At 55.6% G+C, this 16030-nt stretch carries 13 protein-coding genes; 4 read left to right on the forward strand and 9 right to left on the reverse strand.

The window, feature by feature from the left end:
• The first annotated feature begins 57 nt into the window (after positions 1 to 57).
• Both PAT9B_RS22940 and PAT9B_RS22945 read left to right on the forward strand, forming a co-directional pair.
• Positions 58 to 2076, forward strand: a complete 2019-nt coding sequence (locus PAT9B_RS22940) for a TonB-dependent siderophore receptor (RefSeq protein WP_013511676.1) — start codon at positions 58 to 60, stop codon at positions 2074 to 2076.
• Between the two features lie 175 nt (positions 2077 to 2251).
• Entirely contained in the window at positions 2252 to 3364 is a 1113-nt protein-coding gene (locus PAT9B_RS22945) for a Fic family protein (protein WP_013511677.1), read from the forward strand.
• Positions 3365 to 3483: 119 nt separating this feature from the next.
• On the opposite strand, the gene PAT9B_RS22950 is transcribed toward PAT9B_RS22945, so the two are convergent.
• From PAT9B_RS22950 to PAT9B_RS22990, 9 genes are all read right to left on the reverse strand, one after another.
• Positions 3484 to 3831, reverse strand: a complete 348-nt coding sequence (locus PAT9B_RS22950) for a YebG family protein (protein ID WP_013511678.1) — start codon at positions 3829 to 3831, stop codon at positions 3484 to 3486.
• 73 nt (positions 3832 to 3904) lie between these two features.
• Positions 3905 to 4699, reverse strand: a complete 795-nt coding sequence (locus PAT9B_RS22955) for an SIR2 family protein (RefSeq protein WP_013511679.1) — start codon at positions 4697 to 4699, stop codon at positions 3905 to 3907.
• Positions 4696 to 5256: a non-canonical purine NTP pyrophosphatase gene (locus tag PAT9B_RS22960; RefSeq protein WP_013511680.1), complete on the reverse strand. Its 561-nt coding sequence runs from the start codon at positions 5254 to 5256 to the stop codon at positions 4696 to 4698. Before PAT9B_RS22960 ends, PAT9B_RS22955 begins: the two co-directional genes overlap by 4 nt.
• A gap of 236 nt (positions 5257 to 5492) precedes the next feature.
• Positions 5493 to 6290: a trans-aconitate 2-methyltransferase gene (locus tag PAT9B_RS22965; RefSeq protein WP_013511681.1), complete on the reverse strand. Its 798-nt coding sequence runs from the start codon at positions 6288 to 6290 to the stop codon at positions 5493 to 5495.
• Complete coding sequence (locus tag PAT9B_RS30320) at positions 6287 to 8500, reverse strand: cytochrome P450 (protein WP_013511682.1); 2214 nt, start codon at positions 8498 to 8500, stop codon at positions 6287 to 6289. The genes PAT9B_RS22965 and PAT9B_RS30320 overlap by 4 nt, the downstream gene beginning before the upstream one ends.
• A gap of 515 nt (positions 8501 to 9015) precedes the next feature.
• The gene (locus tag PAT9B_RS22975) at positions 9016 to 9525 is read right to left on the reverse strand and encodes a GNAT family N-acetyltransferase (RefSeq protein ID WP_013511683.1); all 510 of its coding nucleotides are present in this window, start codon (positions 9523 to 9525) and stop codon (positions 9016 to 9018) included.
• Positions 9526 to 9555: 30 nt separating this feature from the next.
• Positions 9556 to 10869, reverse strand: a complete 1314-nt coding sequence (locus PAT9B_RS22980; RefSeq protein WP_013511684.1) for an LLM class flavin-dependent oxidoreductase — start codon at positions 10867 to 10869, stop codon at positions 9556 to 9558.
• A gap of 80 nt (positions 10870 to 10949) precedes the next feature.
• Positions 10950 to 12107, reverse strand: a complete 1158-nt coding sequence (locus PAT9B_RS22985) for an amidohydrolase (protein WP_013511685.1) — start codon at positions 12105 to 12107, stop codon at positions 10950 to 10952.
• Positions 12108 to 12129: 22 nt separating this feature from the next.
• Positions 12130 to 13128 carry an MsnO8 family LLM class oxidoreductase gene (locus PAT9B_RS22990; RefSeq protein WP_013511686.1) on the reverse strand — a complete coding sequence of 333 codons (999 nt, stop codon included), beginning with the start codon at positions 13126 to 13128 and terminating at the stop codon, positions 12130 to 12132.
• Positions 13129 to 13312: 184 nt separating this feature from the next.
• On the opposite strand from PAT9B_RS22990, the gene PAT9B_RS22995 reads away from it, so the two are divergent.
• Positions 13313 to 14218, forward strand: a complete 906-nt coding sequence (locus PAT9B_RS22995; protein WP_013511687.1) for an alpha/beta hydrolase fold domain-containing protein — start codon at positions 13313 to 13315, stop codon at positions 14216 to 14218.
• 177 nt (positions 14219 to 14395) lie between these two features.
• On the forward strand, positions 14396 to 16018 hold the full coding sequence (locus PAT9B_RS23000; RefSeq protein ID WP_013511688.1) for a TIGR04028 family ABC transporter substrate-binding protein: 1623 nt from the start codon (positions 14396 to 14398) through the stop codon (positions 16016 to 16018).
• The last annotated feature ends 12 nt before the right edge of the window (positions 16019 to 16030 follow it).

Genomic DNA, 16030 nt, shown 5'->3' on the forward strand with positions numbered 1-16030 from the left:
TTTTTTTCCGTCACTCCCGTAACCTCAGGATTTTTCGACACTCAGGGACGCCATACCATGCAATTAACCCCCCTTGCGCTGTGGCCAGGCAGCATCCTGCTGGCTTTTACCCCACACGCCTTTGCCGATAACACCAGCCAGACCGACACTCTCGTGGTGACCGCCAGCAAACAAGCACCGACAGCAGCATCTTCACGCAACGTATCGGCGGTAAAAGTCGATAGCAGTACGCTGACCGATGCCAATGTCAGCCGCACCGATCAGTTATCCCGTGTGCTGCCCGGTTTACAAATGGGCAACAGCGGCAGCCTGCTGTTTCAGTCGGTGTCGCTACGCGGCATCTCCTCAGCACAGGATTTTTATAATCCGGCGGTAAGTTTTTACGTCGATGGCGTGCCGCAATTGTCTACCCTCGCCATGCAGCCGCTGTTGGATGTGGATAGCGTCGAGATGCTGCGTGGCCCGCAGGGTACGCTGTATGGCAAAAGCGCTCAGGGCGGAATTATCAATATTGTGACGCATCAGCCTGACAGTACCGCGCGCGGTTACCTCGAAGGCGGTTATGCCAGCCGCGACGGCTATCACGGCAAATTGCAACTGAGTGGGCCGATACAGGATGGGCTGTTGTACGGTAGCGCCACGCTACTGCGTCAGGTGGATAACGGTGCGATGACCAACCCGGCAACGGGTAGCGATCACCTTGGTGGCTCTCGCATCAATGCCGGTAATGTCAAACTGCGGCTGGCTCCGGATGGTCAACCATGGGAAGCCACCGCGGATGTGACCGAAACCTGCACCCACGCCACCCAGGATACCTACGTGCCCTTTGCCAATGTCAACAGCCGTACACTGGCGATTGATGCCGGTGGCGGCGATCCTTACCTGCGCAGTTGCAGCCACAGTCAGTCCCTGAGCGGACGCTATAACGGTGACGACTGGATCATCAGCCTGGTGACAGCGTGGCAGCAGCAAAATTACGATCGTAAATTCCCGTACAGCGGCTACACCGCTAACCTGCCCGAACGCTGGAACCAGAATGTACAGGAATTGCGTGCTGCGACGCGCGGTAATGACACCCTTGATGCGGTATTTGGCCTCTATCGCCAGGACACGCGTGAAGCAATGGATTCACATTACGATTACGCTGGCAGCGCCATCACCGCCACCCGTTCGCACACCCAGGCGGAAACCCTCGCGGCTTACAGCGACCTGACCTGGCACGTGACGTCGCGCTGGGATCTCGGAGCCGGGCTACGTTTTTCTCATGACAAAGCGGAAACGCGCTACAACGGCAATAGCCTGGGCTACGCGTGGGGCGACAGCAACAGCACGCGTGATAACCAGTGGCTGGGGCAACTCTCCAGCGGCTACCAATTGACCGATGCCTGGCGGCTGTATGCCCGTATCGCCCAAGGTTATAAACCGGCTGGTTTTTCTATTTCGCCCGTCGCTGGTACTTCTGCCGATCCTTACGATGCCGAGCGTTCCATCAACTATGAAGTTGGCAGCCGTTACCAGCAGGGGAACGTACAGCTCGATGGTGCGCTGTTCTCTACCCACACGCGCAACCTGCAACTCTATTCAGGACCCGTGGGCTATCAGACGCTAAGCAACGCGGGGAGTGCAGATGCCAGCGGTGCGGAATTCAATGCTAACTGGCAGTTTACGCCAGGCTGGTCGTGGGGCGTCAATGGCAGCTATGTTCATTCAGCGTTTAGCGATGACAGCGAAAGCTATGCCGGTAAGCGTGTTCCCTTTGTGCCACGCTATGCGGCAGGCAGCAACGTGACAGGGAATATCGAAACGCCGTTTGGATCGCTGATGCCGCGTGCCGCCATCAATCTGGTGGGGCCGCAATATTTTGATGGTGACAACACGCTGCGCCAGGGGAGTTACACCACCACCGACCTGCGTCTTGGCTGGCAGGCCACGCAACGCATCACCGTCTCCGCTTATATTGATAACCTGTTTGACCGTCGTTATCGCACCTATGGTTTCCTCAGTGGCACCACCGCATTCGCGCAGGTCAATAATGGTCGCACTGCGGGTATTGATGTCCGCGTGGATTTGTTCTGATCAAGCTGAATGTCACGCCGTTACGGAAGGGGTGATCGAGGTTAACTGGTTCATGAGCCGAATATGATCTATTATTCGGCTCATAGTATGAGCCGAATAGGTGATGTTATCGGCTCACCCAGTGAGCTGATTAGCAAAACATTCGGCTCACTGCCTGATTAACCCGAGGTAAAACATGTGGATATGGCAACAGCCTGACTGGCCGATCTTTCACTGGCAGGATGCGCAATTACTCCCCTGCCTGAGGCACCTGCAACAACAGCGCGGTGTGTTGTTAGGACGAGCCAGCATTGCCGACAACAGCGATCAACAAACGCTGGACACCCTGCTGACCAACATCCTCTCCTCATCCGCCATTGAGGATGAGCGCGTGAATGCTCAGTCGGTAAGGTCATCTCTTGCCCGCCGCCTGGGCGTGTCGCTAGACCAACCTTACCCGGTATCTGAGCGTTCAGAAGGATTGGCTGCTATGATGATGGATGCCATCACCCTGCGCGATCAACCTTTAACCCTCGATCGTTTATGTGGCTGGCATCGCTGGTTGTTTCCCGCTAATGAATGGTCAGTACAACGGGTGAATACAGGTAGCCTGCGAGGCGATGAGCCAATGCAGGTTGTTTCTGGCCGCATCGATCGCCCCACGGTTCACTTTGAAGCCCCGCCACGTGCAGGCTTAGAAGCGCGACTACAACAATTTATCAGCTGGTTTAATGATAGCCGCGCAGATGTGCTGCTCGACCCACTGTTACGCGCCGGATTATGCCACTTGTGGTTTGTCACCTTACATCCCTTCGATGATGGCAATGGGCGCATTACGCGTGCGTTAACCGATCTGGCGCTGGCGCAGGCTGATAGCCAAAGTATTCGTTTATATGCCATGTCAGCATCAATTCTGGCGCGGCGCACTGACTATTACCGCATTTTGCAGGAAACTCAGCACGGAGGAATGGATGTCACGGCCTGGCTGGTGTGGTTTCTGGAGGTATTGAAGGATAGCCTCGAACAGGCATTGCAGACGGTAACAAGCACGCAACAAAAAGCGCGTTTTTGGTCAAACCATCGTGATGCTGAGCTGAGTGCTGAACAGTCGAAAGTATTGAACCGTTTGCTGGATGGCGGCGAACAAGGATTTACCGCAGGTATCAGTGCCAGCCAGTATCAAAAAGTGGCGAAAGTCAGTAAAGCAACGGCAACGCGCCATCTGACCGAGTTACTGGAAAAAGGTTATCTGGAAAAGTTGCCGGGAGGCGGTCGGAGTACCCGCTATCAGATCAAATATTCAGATTGATGCCAAACGTAGCAGCGCGATTTATCGTGCGGTTTTCTGACATTGCATCACATTGCGCGATAAATCGCGCCGCTACGGGATAACAACCACGCCGTCCTTGACGACGGCGTGGTGTTAAATCAGGCGGCTTTTACCGCGCGCGGTTTCTTTTCCGGTGCATCCGCCGGTGCCGCTTCGGCCTCATCGGCTTTAGCCGTCTCGCCGGGGGCCGTCTCTTCGGCATTTACCGGTTCCGGCAGTTTGCTGGTACGCAGGATATGCTGCACCGCGTCTTTCTGCTCAGCCAGTTGCAGGCCCAGCGCTTCCGCCTGACCTTCATCCATTTCAGGGTTGTTTTGCAGCAACCAGTCAGTAAAGGCATCAGCCATGTCGAGCATCTTGTCCCAGGCATCTGCGTCTTTTTTATTGGCAAACGTCATTTTTTCTTCACCCTTTCTGACCACAACATATTTGGTTTCGACTGCCATGATGCACCTCATTAGCTGTATTTATATACAGTATATTCCGAATTATCGTTGTCAGGCAATGGTTTTTTGCCTGTCAGGCGATCAATTCCTGCAAAAAATCCGCGAGTGCTTTGCGCGGATCATCCTCTTCAGAGACGATCATCTCAATCCCCCACTGCCCCAGCACTTCTTTCGCCACCGGATTATTACGGTTGGTAAACAGGTAGGATTTCGGTCGTGCCGATGCCAGCCCAGTGCGCCCCCACATCTTGGTCAGCCGGTAAAACAGCAGACGGATGTTAAAGTCACTGATGCTGTAGCCGACAAACAACACCGAGTTGCCCATCACATCGTGTGTCAGCTTAATATCCAGCGGCGAATCGAAGTAGAGTCGCTCAAAATAGCTGCTTTCGTCGAGAACAATCGAGGTATCATCGTCAAAATCACCGTGTAATTTAATGATATGGCGCTTATCTTCGGTGAGCGACACCAGGTCAGCCGCGTTCGCTACCTTGCTGTAGGGCACGCCATGCGCCTCGTGCGCCATCTCCAGCCAGCGGTCGTAATTGGTGGTGTAGATGCGCGAGAAATTACCCTGGGTGATCATGGTGTGGATTTCGGAACTGCGCACATCGATATCCGGGCGGTGCCATTCGCGGTCCATCCAACTGCGTAACGGACCAAGTGAACCTTTGCGTTGTTTGTAATATTCCGCCAACGACAGATGGGTGCCGTAGGTATTGAAGATTTTCGGATCGTAGCCCAGTTCATTGGCGAGATGCGCAATTAACTCATGCCACTCCGGCAGGCCGAGGTTGCGCGAAATCCCTGCCCCGGCGAACAGGATCAGCTTTCCGGCGTCGTAGGCACGTTTCAGTTCCGGTTTCATGCCAATCCTCGTGATGTTTTTAAGAATGTGGCGAAGCGATCGAGCGCCAGCCGACGCATCGAAATCTCGTTTTTCAGCTCGCCCATCTCGGCAAAGGTTTGGGTATGCCCGTCCGGGATAAACACACAATCCCACTGAAACTGACGCGGCCCCGCCGCCTGCGCGGCAATGGTGCCACGGACTTCGCCTTCAAACAGGTACATTTTACGGCCATCGCAATACCCCAGTACGGTTTTGGCGGTCACGCTTTGGCTCTCCAGCCCCTGCACCAGCTTGGTAAAACGCTCCGCTTCAAGACGATGCCAGAAAATGCGTGTCAGTCCGGCCGGTAGGCCGTTTAACCCATCCAGATACAAGCCGGTATGCTCGACAAACAGCGGGCGGCCGATGATCGAAAATGCCTTGGTGAGCTTATCGCGCACCAGCTCGACTTCATTTTCGGTCTGAATCTCTTCGATGCGTCGGGCGATAGGGATCACCTCAACGCCGACCGGCTCCAGGATGGTGCGGACTTCGGCCAGTTTATGCACATTGGCGGACAGGAAGCGTATTTTCATTGCAACCAGTTGATTTTAAATGGGTGAATAGCAGCATTTATGATTTTATGATGCAGGATAGCTGCTTTTGATGACCGTTTTTTGTGACGGCGGTTTTAGTTCCGCCGTATTTGAGAGGATAGTGCAGTTTATTTTGAATGCAACTGTTTGACGCATAAATAGAAACCGGCGTTGCGCGCTGTGCAAAGCTGGCTGCCGCCTCCTGTCTGACAGGGATGATGCTGATGCGCCATCGCTCAGGAGATTTGCCCCCAGGCACTCACGAACGTCAACGCCGTTTCAATAAATCCTGGATCTGCACGCAGGTTGGTCATGGCATCGATATCGTTCTGAGTGAGTAGCTTCAGTGTCAGCAGCGCTGGCACTGACTGTGCGGTCGTCGCTGCCCAGAAGGCATCGGCAGGACTGTTATCGCCAATTTGACCTTCGAGCGTAAGATGCCCAATGTTGCAAAGCCCTCGCTCCCGTAACCGGCCCGGAAGCTGGTCGGCCCAGAACATGTCGGAACCAATAGATTGCTCGAGGAGAGTGACTCCGGCTTGCGCTATCTTGCGGAACAACGGGTTCTCCGTTCTTAAGCTCGGCTGTAAACTCACATCTTCAACCACCAACCACCCTCCCGGTCGGACCCACGTCACCGCTCGATTCAATACCTGTTCGCGTTCAGATAAGTGGCACAGCAGAGCCCGAATATGTACCACGTCAAAGGAGGCAGCAGGAAAATCATCAGTCTCTGCATTATGCTGAATCACCCGAATGCCGGGTATAACGGTGAGGAATCGGGTGTCGATATCGGTAGCGGTGATCGTTGCGTCAGGGTATCTGCTGGCTAACCAGCCAGCCAGCGATCCAGCACCTGCACCCACATCGAGGATGGCAGACTTAGCAGGAAGATGAAGTTGTTCAAAAACGGCCTGGCTCAGCGGGTCGAAGGCGCGTTCCAGGGTGCGTAACCGCGCCAATTGGCCAGCATGCTGATCACCAAGGTAACTGCTGATGTAACCGGGCTTTACAGCAATGTCAGGTGTGATCACAGTGTTACCTCCAGCCGATCAAAACTGCGTTTGAGGAACCCGCGTTCAATGGGCTGGAACCCTGGTGCCCAGTCAACGTTTGGAAAGGCCTGTAGCAACATGCTGGCGCCTGTGGTGATCTCCATTCTTGCCAGCAACGCGCCCAGGCAGAAGTGGCGCCCCGCTCCGAAGGCGAAGTGACTTGTCGTCTGGTCTGGTCGCAATATGTCGAACCTGTCAGGGTCGCTGAATCGGCTCGGATCGCGATTGGCCGAACCGATCAAACAGGCCAGGGTCGCGCCAGCGGGAATGGTTCCGGAAGGCAACAGAAGCGCTTCTCTGGCTTCCCGGAGTACCAGTTGCATAGGCGGATTTCGCCTCAGGGTTTCATTGAGCGCATTGTCCATCAACTCTGGCTTCGCCATCACCGCCTCTTTGACGCCAGGCTGGTTCAGCAGGTTGACAATCAGGTTTGTCAGGGTCGCGACACTGGTCACGCTACCGGCGGTCATAAGAATCGCGGTATAGGCCCGAATGAATGCCTCTGACAACGGTTGACCATCAATCTTTGCAGCCAGCAGCTGCGAGATCAAATCGCCTTTGGGTTCCGCACGACGGGCGTCGATGTGTGGCTGAATAAAATCGTAAAAACGATCCCGGTTGGATAGTCCACCGCTTAACAGTGCTGGCTCCTGGCGATAGTTCCCCAGGTACGCGAAGCCAACGGCACACCAGCTCTTTAGCTTCGCCACCTCTTCGGCTGTTTCAGCCGGGAGACCCAGCGCATGAGCCATCACCTGTACAGGCAACGTTGCGGCGAAATCGGCAACCAGATCAACCTGGGTTCGGCCTTGCATATTCGCCAACAGATCACGGGTCACCGACGTGATGGAGCTTTTAAATACGGCAAGTGCTTTACTGCGGAATAGGGGATTAAGCAATGCCCGATGCTGAGCGTGTTCACAGCCATCCATAGAGACAATCGTGTGTCCCAGCAACGGTCCAATTTGCCAGGAATAGTTATTATTGCTTGCCCCCGGATGGGTCAATGCGGCTTTGACATCCGCATGCCGACTCACCAGCCACACATCCGTGGGTTCGTCATAGACGATCGGCATCTCTGTGCGTAATCGCGCATACAAAGGGTAGGGATCGATTTCAAATTCTCTGGATTTCAGCGTCGGTGGGATGCGTTTCAGGTCCACCTGGCGCTGAGTCAGTGTCGCAGCATTGTCGGGGTGCAAGTGATAGCGGGAAACAGTCTGGTGCCAGTCGCCTGCTGCCTTGACAACCTGACGTAATCGGTCCGGGTCAATTGCAGCGGACGGTGGGCAATGTGTCTGTTGTGCGGCCAGTACGGTGAATTCCTCAACCGCCGTATTCACCATTTGCCGGGCGGATATGATGGCGGCAGGCCAGTCGCTGGCAGTAGTATCCGCCAGAATCGACACCAGGTTGAAACGCTCACCACACACCACATCTTTGGCTATCGAATGGATATCGTTCGTCCAGGCAATAATATCAGCACAGTATTCACGCAGCTTATTCCACCATTCAATGTCCGCTGCATGCGAATACGGATCAAGCATTTCAGCGCCATCGATAAGATCAAAAAAGAACAAGGCACCGAACGAGTCACGGCGTAGCGGCAAATACTCGTCCAACGTAACCGTTACGGCGGTTTCTCGCATTTGTACCAGCATCGCCTGCGCGCGCAGATGTTGGATCAGATTCTGCACCAGCTGATGTCGCCATCTCTCACTCCCCAGATCTTTGGTGCGCGGCCACAGATCATCGGCCAAGGCAACAAGCATGGGATCATCAAATCGTGACGGATCAGCACTGTTATTTTCGGTCACCGCCTGTACCTCGGTAATGAAACGATCCAGCGTGCCGTTTTCCGCCCAGGGTCCATCATCAATACGATCATCGAGAATGAGCACCCACAAATACCAGCACACCAATATCTCGGCTCGTTGTCCGGGAGCTTGGCCGCACAACGCGACCCCCAGTTCGAGTAGTGGAGTGGTACTCAACCTGTGCGCCCCGCGGCGGCCAATCAGACAATAGCGTTGCGCCCAGGCGAGAGCATTCGCCCGCAATTGGTCGCTGTCGGAGCGGGGGGATGGAGCGGCGAAAGGAAGGTTAATATCGGGAATGCTCAGCGGTGTCGGTGGTAAATGGTTACAATGGTTGAGACAGAACTCACTTTTACTGTGTACTGTTGACACGGTACTCTCCTTGTAATCTGGCTGTAATGCAAACTTATCATTATTTGCATTTTTACAAGCTGATTTCAGGAAATAATACAAACTAAATCAAGCAAGGCAATCGTCTCTGAATTAATCGCCCGGCATAACTAATAAATCCCCCCGAATCATTTAACTGCTGCCCCAGGTTAACGCCCCTGATAAAACCAATGAAATCAGGGATCAGACAGACAACGGAAAATAAGACTATTTTTAACCTGGCTGGACTATCAGGTTTTTTAGCGAGACCCCAGCGTTATTCTACTCACTGACTGGATTGTTCCTGACAATTAAGATTATTCGGACATGCGAAGCGTTTTTAAATCATGAGACAGGATTACAGAGAGGTGAAAGGTCATCTGTTTTACTTGCTTCAGATTAAGGTCAGTTAATCAGATCACTCAATGTGTGCATTTTCAGGATCGAGGCACGCCCAAATAAACACGTCAATCGCCCCGACACGCCATGCCGGATAGCGTGCCTGCTGTGGTTCGGTTTTATGCTGGCTGCTTGCTGTGCACATCAATGACTTTCAGGAAGCGCAAACGACCGTCATACGGTGGCTGGCCGTAGATCTCCATATCCTCACGCAATTCAAACTGCGGCTGATAGCCATGCCCGATATACAGCTGTACCGCTTCCGGCTGGCGAAAACCGGTGGTGAGGAAAATGCGCTGATACCCGGCGCGCAACGCGCGCCGTTCCAGCTCCTGTAAAATCAGCAACGCCAGCCCCTGACGGCGCAAGTCGCTTCGTGTCCAGATGCGTTTTAATTCCGCGGTGTGGTCGTCATAAGCTTTGTACGCCCCCATCGCGATAATCTCGCCGTCCCGCTCCAGCACAATAAACAACCCCTGCGGCGCTAAGTACCATTCGTTCAGTTCGACTTGCTGGTTGTGACGAAAAAAATCGCCATAGCGCGCCTCATATTCGCCGAACAACCCAGTCAGAATAGGTTGCAATTCCGGCGCTTCCGGTGACACATCGCGGAAAAATTGCTGACTCATGAAGCCTCCTTCATCGGCATCAACTCGCTTTTATTGTTGTGTGAACTGATTAACCGGATCGTGCAAACCAAAGCTGGCGCGCAGCGTGGTCCCAGGGTAGTCAAGGCGTGACAAACCGCGTGCCTGCAAAATCGGCACAACGCGATCGACAAACCGTTCGAAGGTGTCCGGCGTGCCGCCGTTGATGATGAAGCCGTCTGTCGCGTCGGTTTCGAACCACAGTTGCAGGCCATCCGCCACCTGTTCTGGCGTACCGTGGAACAGCGGACGTGGCGTGGCGGCTTCCAGTGCCGCCTGCCGCAGCGTGTGGCCGTATTCGCGCGCTTTGCGCTTTATTTCGTCGGTGGTGCTGCGGAAGCTGTTCTGGCCGATATCACCGATTTCCGGGAAAGGCTCATCCAGTGGGTATTGTGAGAAGTCGTGGTGGTCAAAGAAACGGCCAAGGTAATTCAGCGCATCGTTAATCGACACTAGCGCGGCGGTGGTTTGATATTGACGTTCCACATCCTCGGCATCATCGCCAACGATCACCCCTACGCCCTGGAAGATATGCAGATCCTCGGGCTGGCGGCCATTAGCAACCAGTTGCTTCTTCACATCGCGGTAGAATGCCTGCGCCTCTTCGCGTGTGGGCTGATGCGTAAAGATGGCGTCAGCATGACGCGCCGCCAGCTTTTTGCCGTCTTCCGAAGCACCGGCCTGAAAGATAATGGGACGCCCCTGCGGCGTGCGGGCGATGTTCAGCGGCCCCTGCACCTGGAAGAAATCGCCGTGATGGTTGAGGGTGTGCAGCTTGCTGGCATCGAAGAACTGGCCGCTTTCTTTATTACGCACAAAGGCATCGCCTTCCCACGAATCCCACAACCCTTTTACCACCTGCAAATATTCATCAGCGATGCGATAGCGCAGCGCATGTTCGGGATGCTGTTGCCGCGAAAAGTTTTTCGCCGATCCTTCCAGCGGTGAGGTCACCACGTTCCAGCCAGCACGGCCACCACTCAGATGATCCAGGCTGGCGAACTGGCGCGCCACAGTGAAGGGTTCGCTATAGGAGGTGGACACGGTGCCCACCAGCCCCAGATGTTGCGTAACGCCCGCCAGCGCCGACAGTAGCGTCAGGGGTTCAAAGCGGTTGAGAAAATGCGGGATTGATTTGTCATTGATAAACAGCCCGTCAGCCACAAACAGAAAATCCAGCTTGCCCTGCTCCGCTTTGCGCGCAATGTGTTTGGCATAGTCAATATTGATGCTGGCATCGGCCAGTGCGGCCGGGTGACGCCAGGCGGACATATTGCCGGATGCGCCATGCAGGATGGTGCCCAGTCGGAGTTGTCTTGCAGTCATAATCGTCTCTCTTTAGCCATAGCGAAGCCTGACGGCAGCGCGCAGCATACCGTTGCAGGTGAAATTTCTTCGGGGATGGGTTAATTCAGGATGGCGTCACGACATCGGGCATTGAGATGTTGCAATGCCTGCTGTGCCAGCTGAGCAAAGTAACTGGCGGCGGGCGCGATCAGCGCTTCGTCCGGGTTAAAACCGCCGTGATGCAGACCAAAATCGCTGGCACTGCCAATACTGACAAAAGCGCCCGGGATCTGTTGTAAATAAAAGGCGAAATCCTCGCCGCCGAGATGCAGATCCGCAGTTTGTACGCGATACCCCACCTGCTGTGCCACGTTGCTGGCAAAGGTGGCCCAGTGGACATCATTCTCCAGTACCGGCGGCCCGGCGTGCCAGCTCAGGCTGGCTTGTGCACCCGCCGCAGCGGCCACGTTCTCAACCAGACGCCGCACACGTTGCTCCAGCTGCTGCCGCACCACGCGATCGTGGGTCCGGGCGGTGCCGCCAAACTCAACTTCGCCTGGCAATACGTTCCAGGTTTTGCCCGCGTCGATGCGGGTCACGCTCAGCACCAGGCTATCGAGGGTATTAAAGCTGCGACTGGTCAGCGATTGCAGGGCCTGAATGATCTGGCTGGCAACCACGATGCTATCCACGCCTTGCTCGGGATGGGCGGCATGCGCCCCTTTGCCATTCACACGAATCACAAAACGATCGGCATTGGCATAGAAAGCGCCGCCGCGAGTGGCAAAGGTGCCGGTCGGCAGTCCGGGTTCGTTATGCATACCGAAAATCGCCTGCACATCCTGCAACACGCCCGCTTTGATGAATTGCCGTGCGCCTGTGGCGTTCTCTTCGCCGGGTTGAAACAAAATACGAATGCGCCCTGGTAACTGCGCCTCCTGCGCTTGCAGTTGCAGCGCCGCTCCCAACATGACCGCGCTGTGCACATCATGCCCGCAGGCATGCATCACACCGGTATGACGCGAACGATAAGGCAGACCCGTAGCTTCATGAATTGGCAAGGCATCAATATCGGCGCGCAGTGCGATCACCGTGTCTCCTTGGCCGATTTCCGCGACCACGCCCGTTTCCAGCGCATAATCCAGCAGACGTATTCCGGCGGCTTGCAGCCAGCTGCGCAGACGGGCCGTGGTTTCTACCTCGTGGCTGGAGAGTTCCGGCCAGCTGTGCAGCTCGCGTCGCCAGTCAATCAGCTGCTGTTGCGAAAATTGCGTCATGGGGTATCTCCGGGGATGTCACTCAGGCGGCGACCAGACGATGGGTTGCCAACAGTTCAAGGGATTTCAGACGTGCCTGTTCTTCCACTACCGGCGAATCAATCACAAACTCATCAATGCCGAAGTTCTGATGTAGCGCCTCAAGCTGGGCATGGACCTGCGCCGCCGTGCCTTTCAGTAACGACGGGCTTCGCGGTTCAATCACGTAATCGCTATAACCGCCCTGCCGCACATAACGTTCCGCCTGCTCCAGGCTGCCAACATTCACGCTCTGGCCGTCCTTCACCCTGACGTGGAAGAAACGCAGATTGCTGACCAGCAGTTCAGCCGCCGCCGGGGAATCCGCCACCACCACCTGCACCGCTACCAGCGCACGCTGGCCGTGGCTGAGTTGGTGATAATGCGCCAGCACCCGCTCCATCAATGCACGGTCGCCATTCAGATGGGCGGCGAACACCAGTTGCCAGCCGAGTTCTGCCGCCAGCCGGGCGCTCTCCTCGCTGGCCCCCAACAGGAAGCGATTGGCCGGACGCGAGGGTTGTGGCGTCGCGACCAGCGATTCTTCATCCTCCGTCTGTGCTGCCGGTTGCAGCCAACCATCCAGCAGCGCCAGCTGTTCGGCGAAACTGCCTTTTTCAGCGGCATGGGTGCCAAGTTGCAGCGCTCGCGTTGACAAGGGCAACCCGCCGGGCGCTTTACCGACACCAAGATCGATACGTCCCGGAGCCAGCGAGGCCAGCAGGTTAAAGTTTTCAGCCACTTTATACGGGCTGTAGTGTTGCAGCATTACGCCGCCGGAACCCACGCGGATATGTCGCGTCTGGCCGATGATCCATGCCATCAACAACTCCGGGGCCGGACTGGCCAGTTTTGACGAGTTGTGGTGTTCCGCCAACCAGAAACGGTGATAGCCCCAGGCTTCCGCCTGTTGCGCCAGATGCAGGGTCCGATGCAGCGCGTTGCTCGCGCTTTCTCCTTCGGCAATCGGCGATTTATCCAGCAAACTCAGTCGGTATGACATACGCCTTATCCTTTCCGTCATGAATATGGCGGTTAGTGTGGAACGGCGAATAACGTTCGTAAAACAACAAAATCGACAAAGTGCATTAAGAAAATAGAAATGGTCAGCCTGTTCAGCTGCACAGGAATGCAACATACTCGGGCAGGTCGAAATGGTTCGGCACCGCTAAATGGAGATTACGCCCATGACAACACCCATCGAAACTCGTCACCCCTTGTCCGCCGCTGACCGCACGCTGGAAGTGCAAATCCTTGCGGCACTGGAGCAGCATCGCAGCACATTTCAGGGAACCATCCCGGAATGGTATGACGCATTGCTGGAACAGACGCCGATCGCGGCGGGCGTGGTAACGGAGGCGGTCAATACCGACACCGTCAATGGCTGGTGGGTGAAGCCGGAAGCAGCCTCCGCCCGGCGGGCGCTGGTGTTTATCCACGGTGGCGGCTATGCCCTCGGCAGCGCACGCGCCTATCGCGGTTTTGCCAGTCAGTTAGCGGCACGCACCGGTATCGCCACGTTCGTACCAGACTACCCGTTAACCCCGAACCACCCTTTCCCGGCCGCACCGCAGGCCATTGCCCACATTCCCACCTGGCTCGCCACACAAGGGATCACGCAATACGCGTTAATCGGTGATTCGGCTGGTGCTGGCCTGGCGTTGGGCTTATTACAAAATCCCCGCGTGAGCGCGGAAGTGCGTTCCGCCGTGGTATTTTCGCCCTATCTCGATCTGGCATTTACCGGCGCTTCGTTCACTAACCCTGAAACCTACGATCCGATTTTCCACCCGGAAATCCTGACCCAACTGGCCGCGACCTACCTCAACGGTAACGATCCCACCACCCCCCTGGCCTCCCCGCTGTATGGCGTGCCGGAAGTATTACCCCCGCTGGCGATTCAGGTAGGAACCGATGAGTTGTTGCTGGATGACGCCACCCGTTATGCCGCAGCGGCTGCCGCCCGTGGTGGGGAGGTGCGGCTGGATATTTATGAAGGGATGCATCATGTGTTTCAGGGCGATATTGCCCTCGACGCGGCGCGTCATGCGCTGGATGCGGCGGCCGCGTTTATTACGCGGCACTGGGGTTAATTCTGCGCGATAAATCGCGCCGCTACGACGAAGAGCGATTTATCGCGCGTTTTTCACCACCCCACCATTTATTTTTTTCGGCAAAGCTTAGTGAATTTCCTTTGTTCAACTCCCCGACGCGGCATTCGATGATGAAAACCGCCCGTCGGGTAATTGATAACAAAGGAATTCACCATCATGAAGCAACGTTTTCACTTGCAGGCATTAAGTTTCGCTCTGCTGACCGGGATCTTTAGCGCACAAGCAGCGGACACGCCGGTTAAAGGCGGTACGCTGATTTATCTGGAACAACAACCGCATACCAACCTCTATCCACCCGCGGGCGGTTTTTACCCGAACGGCGGCATCCTGAATCAGATCACCGATAAACTCACCTGGCAAAACCCCAAAACCTTGCAGGTGGAACCCTGGATTGCCGAAAGCTGGAGCAGCAACGCCGACAAAACCGAATACACCTTTAAAATTCGTCCCGGCGTGACCTTCTCCGATGGCACCCCATTAGATGCCAACGCGGTAGCGAAAAACTTTGATACTTACGGGCTGGGTAATAAAGCGCAGCGCCTGCCAGTGTCTGAAGTCATCAACAACTACGACCACAGCGAAGTTGTCGATCCTCTGACAGTGAAGTTTTACTTCAAAAAACCGTCACCGGGCTTTTTACAGGGCACCGCCACCATCGGTTCTGGCCTGGTCTCTCTCAGTACCCTGCAACGCAGCTTTGACCAGTTAGGCGATGCACGCCATATCATCGGTTCCGGGCCGTTTGTGGTCAGCAATGAACAGCTGGGACGCGAAGTGGATCTGGTGGCGCGCAAAGATTACCGCTGGGGGCCGAAGAACCTTCAGCAGCAAGGTCCGGCGAATCTCGACGGCATCAAAATCATTGTGACGCCCGAAGATAGCGTGCGTATTGGCGCGCTGCTGGCCGGTCAGGCTGATTTTATCCGTCAGGTGCAGGCCTATGACGAGAAGCAGGCTCAGGCGCAAAACTTCCCGATTTATGCCGCACCCACCCGTGGCGTGAATGACAGCATCAGTTTCCGCCCGGATAACCCGCTGGTCAGCGATGTGAAGGTCCGCCAGGCATTGCTGCATGCCACCAACGCACAGCAGGTGGTAAAAACGCTGTTCTCCCCCAATTACCCGCAGGCCACGTCTGTCATCGCGGCCTCGGCGGCGGGTTATGTCAATCTGAGCGACAAGCTGAAGTACGATCCGGCGCAGGCAAAACAACTGTTGGACGCAGCAGGCTGGAAACCCGGCAGCGATGGCATTCGCGAGAAAGGCGGTCAAAAACTGGCGCTGACGGTGTATGAATCGCCGCCGCAGCCGCAGAACAAAGAAGTGCTGCAATTGCTGGCGCAGCAATGGCGTCAGGTGGGTGTGGTGTTGACGGTGAAAGCCGGTGATGCGGGGAGCAAAACGCTGGATAACCTCGACCCGCTGAAAACACCGGTCTCGGTAACCGAAGTGGGCCGTGCCGATCCGGACGTGGTGAAAAGTATGTTCTACCCGACCAATCGCGATGCATTGCTGCAAAAAGGTGGCTCCAGTGACAAGGTGAAAAACTTCCGCGACGACCAGTTGAACACCCTGCTGGTTGGCATCTCTGCCGAAGTCGACCCGCAAAAACGCCTGCAATTGACCGGAGACGCCCAACGTTACCTGCTGGACAACGCTTATGTGATCCCGATCTTTGAAGAACCGCAGGTGTTCGCCGGTGCGCCCTGGCTGAAAGGCATCAGTTTTGAAGCGGTAGGCCGTCCGTCGTTTTACGGCGCGTGGCTGGAAAAACACTAAGGCGGATTAACG

This window comes from Pantoea sp. At-9b (assembly GCF_000175935.2).
Classification (GTDB): Bacteria; Pseudomonadota; Gammaproteobacteria; order Enterobacterales; family Enterobacteriaceae; genus Pantoea.